This is a genomic window from Nostoc sp. (assembly GCF_036917775.1).
Lineage (GTDB): Bacteria > Cyanobacteriota > Cyanobacteriia > Cyanobacteriales > Nostocaceae > Nostoc.
Window position 1 is genome coordinate 1 of the sequence record NZ_JBALEQ010000029.1, and the last position, 6,745, is coordinate 6,745.

Genomic DNA, 6,745 nt, shown 5'->3' on the forward strand with positions numbered 1-6,745 from the left:
GGATGCTTTCAGGCTGACAAGATAATATTTTTAACCTCTAATTCCATTTGGTCTGCTTTCTCTCATATCGCTTTTAGTCTAAACTCCAGTTTTGAGTTTGGCTGGTTCAATTAGTGTGACTGAAACAGAGGTTTTGACTGCTTCTAAATTTGCTATAATTGCAAATTCCCCAGGATTTTGTCCAGCATGGAAAGTTCCATAATCATCAACAGTGCCACCCGTAGCTTGCCACAATAATTTTTCTACACTAATTTCTGAACCTCGTTGATCTAACCCTCTGATATTAAAAGCTTGAACTTGACCACACTCCAGCTTTATTTCTTGAGGTGTAATAATTAATTGTGTCAATCTGGAAGGTTCGATAATAGTAACTGATGCAGAGGTTTGGAAGCTTCCTGCTGTAGTTGTAACTGTAAATTCTCCCTCTTTTTCACCGGCTATAAATAAGCCACTGTTATCAATATTGCCTCCCTCTGCCTGCCATGATAATTCTTGAACATTAATGTCTAAACCATTTTGGTCGATTCCTTTGATACTAAAGGTTTGGCACTGGCCACACTCAAGCTGTACTTGAAGGGGAAAAATTGATATGTGGCTTAATCTTGATTCAGCACAACCTTTTAGCGGATGCAGTAATTGACCTGTATGGAAATTCCAAAGTTTAATCCAGTCATTACTGGCGGTGGCAAGAATTTTACCATCAGGGCTGATAGCAGCAGAAGAAACAAAACCAGAGTGACCTGTCAAAGTACGGATTAATTGTTTTGTTTCAATACACCATTGCTTCGCGTTATCATTACTGGCGCTAATAATATTTTTGCCATCAGGGCTAATAATAAGGTTATTGGCTGTATCAGTTAACTCTTGATGAATAGAGTGGCTACATTTTAGTTTAGATATATTTAATGTATCTGTCTGCTTATTTTTTTTGCTAATTAGGTCGCCTATAGAAAGGAATGGCAGACCAATCCAAAATACGGCTCCTACTGTTAACTTACTAATTACTATTAAAAAAATAAATCCTATAATTTTAGAAATTAAGCTTGTATTATCTGAACTAGAATCAGATGTTAATTCATTTTCAGTATTAGAAAGTGCTTGCCAAACCTTAATATCTCCGTCACGGCTACCACTAATCAAGAATCTACTATCTTGGCTAATCTTAACTGCTTGTACCCAGTCTAAATGTTCTTCCAAGGTGCGCTCTAATTCTCCTGATTGTAAATTCCATAATTTAACGGTTTTATCTGTACTACCACTGGCAATAACTTTTCCATCTGGGCTAATTGCTAGACTTAAAACTGAACCCGAATGGTTTTTAAGGGTATGTTGCAATTTACCTGTATTTAAATCCCAGATTTTAATTGTTTTGTCTGCACTTGCGCTAACTATAGTTTTGCCATCAGGTGTAATTTCTACGGCATTAACCCAGTTGGAATGAGCATTGATTTCCCAAATTAATGAGCCTTTGCTTAGATCCCATACTTTAATTGTTGTATCTGCGCTACTACTTACAAGGGTATTGCTACCTCGATTAATAGCGACAGATAAAACCCAATGAGAATGTGCATCAATGGTGCGAAGCAATTCTCCTGTTTGTAAGTTCCAAACCCAAATTTTTTGCCAGCTTCCTCCCACTAAAATTTGATTATCAGGACTAATGGCAACACAGGCAATTGTATCTGTAGGGAATATCGGTTTATTAGAGCTTATTTCTCCAGAATTCTTGCAGAGATAAGGGTTGTGTTGATGAAGTATCCAGTAAGCAGATTGTCGGATTTTTTCTGAATTATCCTGTAAGGCTTGCTGTGTGAACAAATCTAAACCTTGTTGACCCAAAGTTAGTGCTTCTTCTAAAGCTATGAGTCTCTGCTGTTCGCAATTGTCTGCTAAATGCCGCTTGGTTTTTGCTAACTGTAAAGATTCCTTTGATTTATTAAACATAAGATTATCATTTATACACTACTCTCAGTATTCCCATCTATGAGGTTGTAACAACAACGGCGAGTAATGTTTAAATGAGTGATTATAATGAAAAAGAACTTATGCACAATCAGCAAAAAATTTAGTTACTGATTGATGCTTAAGTTCTAATTTTGGAAGTAAGATAGCACTCTAAAGTCACTCACAGACTTGCTAGCTTTGTCAACTCCCTTCGCCAATCTTCATCATGGCGTAGGACAAGGATATGGTAACTGGTGTTGTGCTTGAGATTATCCCGTTCAATTTGGTCTTGCTTGCGTTTTTCAGGGCTGTCATGAACTGAACCGTCGCAGAAAACAGCAATGCAATCTTCTTTATAAAGAAAATCTGGTTTACAGTTTGACTCTGGAATCAATTCTTGTGCAGTATCGGGTAATTTATATCCACTGTGATAAATTTCATGTAAAACTATGCGTTCAAATTCAGAATTGGGGTCTGTTTGTTGCAGCAGTTGTTGATACTGTTCATCACGACATATCCCTTCTATCTGCACTGTACTTTTTTGCAGTTCGTCAAGTAAGGGTTTGATGAGATGGCGATTTATCAAAGCATGGTCGAACTGGTTGCGGTAAGAAAGCAAGCATTCATAGCAAGCTTGGACACAGCTATCTTTAATTTCTTTGAAATGGCAGATATCTAAAGCTGCATCGGCTATTTTTTGAAAAGAATCAGGTTTTTCTAATAGTTGAGAAAGGACACCTGCACCGCCTTCCGTAGCCTCCCAGAATAGCAAATATTTCCCGTCTCCCAGGCGTTCGGAGTCGAGTTCATCGGCTTCTAATTTGTACACTGCTTGGATGGCAGTTTCCAAGACATATTGCAGGGTGGCAATAAAAGCTTCTCTTTCGTCTGTGGGTACACTTAATGGTTCAACAACCAGAATATTGCAGGTGTTTTTCACCATTAAGTTAACGTCGGCGTGAATGCTATCTTTTGCTGAGTCGTTTTTGGCATCGCCCCAAATACCAGTTTTGATATCAAGTTTAAATCCTCGTTCCTCACTTTTTTTCTTGTTCAGTCCGCGATTAATATGCCAGATGTCTGCCGTAGCGCCATAGGTTAAACGTAATAATTCTGTACCATCGGCAGTCTGTACCGTTGCTGATTGGCGTTTTTGCTGGTCGTAACGGAAATGGGTGGTGATGTTGTAACCGTATTTCAGGCGTTCTTCTTCGTCGCAGGTAATGCGTTCTCGTCTCCAAGCGATCGCAGTTTCCATTGATAATAAGCGTGTAAGTAAAGCCTTATTATTGTTACTATCGACAAGTTTTGCTCCGCAGTTCTCACAGGTATCGCGGTGACTGGTTGCCCCTTCATGGAAATAACCGCATTTAAAGCAGACATTTACCCGTTGATAGTCAGCACCGCCAACAGGGATTTTGGTTTTAGCTACCAAAAATTTACTACCCTCGTAGTAAATAACATTACCAGGGGCAAATTCTCTCAAAGCTACGCTGCGGAGGCGGGAAATAAATTCGCCACTTTCTTCTGTGGGAATAAATGCCCGGACTGGTAAGCGGGGGAAGTTAAACCCAGGTAAAAATCCCTCGGCAGCAAAGTAACGATAGGGGTAAAATTCAAACTGATTATTGCTTTTACCTTGCACTTGTCCTACTAGCAGGTCAATTTGTCGCAGTGCTTCTTTTTCTTGGGCTTTAGCGATATCTCGTTCTTCTTGGGTCGCATAGCCTCTGGTGTAACGACTTGTGCTGTCGCGGGCTTTGTCTAATTGTTCAACTGCATCTTTGTATAGTCTACGCCAGCGATCGCAAGCTTGATCAAAGGCATTATCTGCATTTTCTAGGGTAAAATGTAACCAATTTTCAGAATACCAAGAGGTTTTGTTCAGATCGTTTTGGCAGAAGGTATCAGATAAAATCAGTTTTGTGGCTGCCAGACATTTGGCTAATTTTTCCTGACTCATAGTGATTCGCTGATTTACATCTTCTTTTAGCGGACAGTCGGGTGAATCTAACTCCAGAATTTGGTTCATGGAATTTTCCAGGTATAAGCCAGTGTGTGCCAGCCAAATTGAATACACATGAGATTTAATTAAATCCTGGTTTGCTAGTTCTAATTTGGGTGGGGCGACGACACCAGCAACCATTTGACTTTGACGTTTAAAGAAATATTGGTCGTGACCGCTACCAATGGAGGCATAAGTAATTACTAAAGCTTCCTGTCCACTTCTGCCGGCGCGACCACTGCGTTGGGCATAGTTGGCTGGGCTGGGAGGAACATTCCGCAGATGGACAACGCTGAGGTCGGAAATGTCTATCCCCAATTCCATTGTCGGAGAACAAAATAAAGCTGCTAATTTGCCATGACGGAATTCATCTTCTCGTTGCTGGCGTTTTTCGTTTTTGACTTGTCCGGTATGTTCTCGCCCTTCTAGTGCTTTAATTTGATGGGCGTTAGTTTGGTAGAAGTCTTGAAAAAATTGATTTACAGAAGTATTTCTTTCGCTACCCTGCAAGCGACGCGAGATTAAAGGGTCGGCGGGAATTTCACTTAATTTTGAGGCGACCCAGACCATTGAATTAATTTTTAGTTGGACTTCTTCTTCCTTCTTGTGTAAGTAACCTGCATCTGCTAAAGCATTGACTAGAGCATTAATTAATTCGTTATAATCTGACCCTGGTAATGGTTTTTGCAACCAATTCCATGCCCGATTAGAACGCAGAAAGCGCCCGATTTCACCACGAAATGTCAGTCTAATTGTTCTTGATTTACCTTTTTTCTCCGTCGGACTGAGGCTTGCCCAAAAAGCTTCGTGTAAATATTCAAAAGTATCAATAGTCCAAGGGTCTTTTAATGCTTGAGATACTTCCTTTTTCAGTTGTTCTATGCCATTTTTTTGGAGAATTTCCGCATCAATTACCAGTTTTTTTCGCAAGTGGTCAAGAAAGGTTTTGATTACAAAATATTTTTGTGCAGGTGAGGCTTGCAGTAAAATTGGATGGCGGTATTTTTGCCAGAGTTGAGTATTTTCACAAGTTGCTAATAGTTCAGCGTATTCTATAGTTAATAAACCGCATCCTTCTAGATTTGGTTGGACAATTCGCCAACCGCGACGCAAATCTTCGTATAGCCGATATTCAATTAAATTGCTAAAAGCTTCTTCATTCTTGCGTTTACCAATGCCAAATTCTGCAATTTGAATTGCATAATCTGCTTGAGATAAACCCATCTGTTTGACAACTTCCGCCGCTAGTGCTTTGTGAGTTAACTTTTCATTTTCTTGAATAGCACTATTCAAAGCTGCCCGTAAGAAACTGGTTTGGACAAAATCATTGAAATGTCCTGCCTGTAATGAAGCATCCTGACGGTTATCAGTAAAGCTGAGGATTTTTGCGGCTTTGGCTTTCTCGCCAGTAAAAACTTGCTTGAGGCGACTGACGGTAGAAAGACAAAGTAGAGTTGTTGCGGTACTGCGTCCTTCACTGCTTAGGCGAGAGAGTTTGGTAAATTCGTTTTTCTTTTGGTCGTACAATACACCGCAGTGGAGACAAGTAAGAAAGGGTTTAGGAATAAACCAACAGGTAGTTCCCTGTAATACAGAGTTTATGACTTTACCGTTGGGTAGAACTTGCAATTTGTGGGGAATAAAAGGTGCATATTTTTTTTCGGGAATACGCCCTTGCCTTTTAGTTTCTTTAAACCATGAGTCAGGAAGTCTCTCTTCGTCTTCTTTATCCCAAAGTCCTGGTTCATCAAGGGTTAGGTAGCCTTCTTTGATATCTTCATTGTCAAGACTATCTAAAGCTGTGGGTAATTGGGGCAGTACAATATCTTTTTCCGAATCGTAGTGCATCACGTAATAGTCCTGTCCGCATTCCCGACAAAAGACAAGGGGATAAAGCAAGCGGTTTTCGGTGGTTGTGTACTGGCCTTCCAGGGTGAGAAGTCGTTTGTCTCGATTTTCAATGGTGGCGTAAACGCTACCGCCTTGGGAAATAAACTGATGCAAACGAAATGCCAACCCCTTAGTTTTGCTTCCCCAAAGAAATATCTGTTTGAGGATATTTAAGCAAGTTTCCTCGTTGAGTTGGGTTTCATTTGCGAGTTGATTTGCACCTGTTTCTAGGGTGATGGGTGTACGGCGGACGAGATGTCCTTGTTTGTCTTCTAAACCAAAGTTCATCTCTACCCAGTGGCTAAGGGGATGCTGTTTAAAAGCGTCTAAGGTTTGTTCTGACTTTGGGGGTAAACCTTGGATAATGCTTTCCCGCAATTTTTCTGTGGTGGGTGCAGCACTTTTGATAGAACGTTCTAAAGTTTCATCAATGACGTTGCTGGGTTGAATTTCTACGCCGAATAATTTACTAGCAACATCTGCGACTACCTGACGGCGTTGCTGGCGGGAACCTTCGGAAGACATGGTGGCGCTAGTGCCAATACACAGAAGTTTCTGGCCGCAGCGTTGCCGAAGTTTGCGAATTAAGATGGCGACATCTGCACCTTGCCGTCCTCTGTAAGTATGCAGTTCATCTAGTATCAGAAATTTTAAATCGGGGGATGCTACTAATTTATCTTCGTGAGTGCGAGACAGCATTAACTCTAGCATCACGTAATTTGTGAGCAAGATTTGGGGCGGGTTGTTTTGAATTTCGGTTTTCTTCTCTAGTTTTTCTTGCCCGGTGTACTTTTCAACGCGAATATGGGTGTTAGCCCGGATTTCTCACAAACAATAAAAAATCCATTCACAGCACTCGAACTAAGACATTTTTTTGATACATCATCAATTGGAAATTAAGTGAGT

At 40.5% G+C, this 6,745-nt stretch carries 2 protein-coding genes; both read right to left on the reverse strand.

Annotated elements, in window-relative coordinates; all coding sequences use genetic code 11:
• Window positions 1–78: 78 nt before the first annotated feature.
• Complete coding sequence (locus tag V7K69_RS05635) at window positions 79–1,944, reverse strand: WD40 repeat domain-containing protein (RefSeq protein WP_335032151.1); 1,866 nt, start codon at window positions 1,942–1,944, stop codon at window positions 79–81.
• 181 nt (window positions 1,945–2,125) lie between these two features.
• Entirely contained in the window at window positions 2,126–6,661 is a 4,536-nt protein-coding gene (locus V7K69_RS05640; protein ID WP_335032153.1) for a helicase-related protein, read from the reverse strand.
• Window positions 6,662–6,745 lie beyond the last annotated feature (84 nt).